We start from the raw sequence: 2,149 nt of genomic DNA, 5'->3' as shown, positions 1-2,149 counted from the left end.
CACCAGGCCGCTCCACCCGGCCGCCCCGCCCCCGCACCGGACGATTCCGCACCGGACACATCGGCACCGGGCACATCGGCACCCGCCGGTTCGGCACCGGACGATTCCGCGGCCCAGGCTCCGCGAGGCGACGCACAGTCGAACGAGAACAAGCCTGCTCCACGTCCCCGCACCCGGGCGGCCGGGCACCGGCAGCCGGTCCTGAACCACATCTGGGCCAAGTACACGGGCCGCACCCCCTTCGGGGTCCTCACCTGATTCCCGCATCACGCGCCGCCATGGGCGTCCCGAGCGCCCATGGCGGAACCGCCGCGCGGCCGAGGAGGGTGCAGTACCGTGCCCATGTGGATCACGACGACAGACCGTCCATCGCGGACATCCCTCACGATGTGCCCACGTCGGCGCGGGCCTACGGCTGGCTGCTCGGCGGCAAGGAGAACTACGAGGTCGACCGGCAGTTCATCCGGGCGCAGCTGGAGCACCATCCGGCCGGGCTGGACATCACCCGGCAGAACCGGCTCTTCCTCTACCGGGCCGTCCGGTACCTGGCCACCGAGGCCGGCATCCGGCAGTTCATCGATATGGGCTGCGGCCTGCCGACCGACGCCAACGTCCACCAGGTCGCGCAGCAGTTCGTCCCGGACGCCCGCGTCGTGTACGTCGACATCGACCCGATCGTGCTGGCGCACGGGCGGGCGCTGCTGGCCGGCGACGCCTCCACCACGGTCATCCAGGGCGACATGCGCGACCAGGAGGCGATCCTCGCCGACGCCGACCTCCGGCGCCTGATCGACTTCTCCGAGCCGGTCGCGACGCTGTTCCTGTCGGTCGGCCACCACCTGCCGGACGCCGACGACCCGCACCGCGTGCTGCACACGATCATGGACCGCGCCGCGCCCGGCAGCCACCTCACCTTCTCCCAGGTCGCGTGCGACGACCCGGTCCGCAGCGCGGAGATGACCGAGCAGGTCACGAGCGCGGGCATCCCGTGGCAGACCCGGACGCCCGCCCAGATCGACGCGCTGCTGTCCGGGTTCGACCCGGTCGAGCCGGGGCTGTGCAACCTGGTCGACTGGCGCCCGCTGGACCTGCAGCCGCCGCTCGCGCCCGTCCCGGAGGAGCTGAAGCAGTACGAGGGCGCGTCGAGGCTGGACCGCGGCATCTACGAGTACGGCGGCGTCCTGCGCAAGCGGTAGCCGCCCCGGCGGTGGGCCGGGTCAGCGGGACGGGTCCGCCAGGACCTGGCCGAGCACCTGCGCGTACATGCGCTCGGGGCTCGGGACGGACGCGGGCTCCAGGAATCCGGGCAGCGGCGGCGGCTCCCCGGTGAAGGGGCGGATCCGCTCGTACAGGGCGGGCGCGTCCGGCGGGCGGTTCTCGGGCTTCTTCTCCAGGAGGTCCTGGACGAGGACGTCGAGCTCGGCGGGAACGCCGGGAAGGCCCGGGGGCCGCTCGCGAACGTGCTTGTCGAACACCGCGTAGGCGGTCGGGCCGGCGAACACCTGCCGTCCGGTGAGCATCTCGTGCAGCACGCAGCCGAGGGCGTACAGGTCGCTGCGCGCGTCCGCGACGCCCTGCTCGATCTGCTCGGGCGCCATGTAGGCGGGCGTGCCGAGGATCTGCCCGTGCCGGGTGAAGTGCGCGACGTCGGCGTCGCCGAGAACGGCGAGGCCGAAGTCGAGGACCTTGACGCTGCCGTCCGGGCACAGCATCAGGTTGGTCGGCTTGAGGTCGCGGTGCCGGATCGACAGAGCGTGCGCGGCCGCCAGCACCGCGGCGGCCTGCGCGGTGATCCCGGCGGCCCACGGCACCGGGAGCGGCCCGTGCTCGGCGATCAGGTCGGCGACGGTGACGCCGTCGATGAACTGCATGACCTGGTACAGCCGCTGCTCGAAGGCGCCGAAGTCGTAGAGGGTGGGCGCGCCGGTGTGCTCCAGCCGGGCGAGGATGCGGGCCTCCCGGACGAAGCGGCGCTCCAGCTCGTCGTCCGCGCCGCCGCCCGGCAGGTCGAGGAACTTCACCGCGACGCGGCGGCCGAGGCGCGTGTCGTCGGCGGCGTACACGGCTCCCATGCCGCCGCGGCCGAGCGGAAGTTCGGCCAGCTCATACCGGTCGGCGATGAGCATGTCTCTCCCGGGAGGGTCATGGG

At 72.9% G+C, this 2,149-nt stretch carries 2 protein-coding genes; one reads left to right on the top strand and one right to left on the bottom strand.

Annotation, left to right across the window (positions count from 1 at the left end):
- The first annotated feature begins 344 nt into the window (after positions 1-344).
- On the top strand, positions 345-1,196 hold the full coding sequence (locus E1284_RS40350) for an SAM-dependent methyltransferase (protein WP_243715050.1): 852 nt from the start codon (positions 345-347) through the stop codon (positions 1,194-1,196).
- A gap of 21 nt (positions 1,197-1,217) precedes the next feature.
- Here E1284_RS40350 and E1284_RS40345 read toward each other — a convergent pair whose 3' ends face one another.
- Positions 1,218-2,126, bottom strand: coding sequence for a serine/threonine-protein kinase (locus E1284_RS40345; protein WP_131945380.1), 909 nt, complete (start codon positions 2,124-2,126; stop codon positions 1,218-1,220).
- Positions 2,127-2,149: the final 23 nt, after the last annotated feature.

Origin of the sequence: Actinomadura bangladeshensis (assembly GCF_004348335.1) — a bacterium.
Taxonomy (GTDB): Bacteria; Actinomycetota; Actinomycetes; order Streptosporangiales; family Streptosporangiaceae; genus Spirillospora; species Spirillospora bangladeshensis.
The sequence above is the reverse complement of the archived record's forward strand: the minus strand, read 5'-3'. Positions and strand labels throughout refer to the sequence as shown.

Bases quoted from the DNA above. Each gene is read 5' to 3' on its own strand.
- E1284_RS40345 (WP_131945380.1), bottom strand. From the start codon at position 2,126: ATGCTCATCGCCGACCGGTATGAGCTGGCCGAACTTCCGCTCGGCCGC.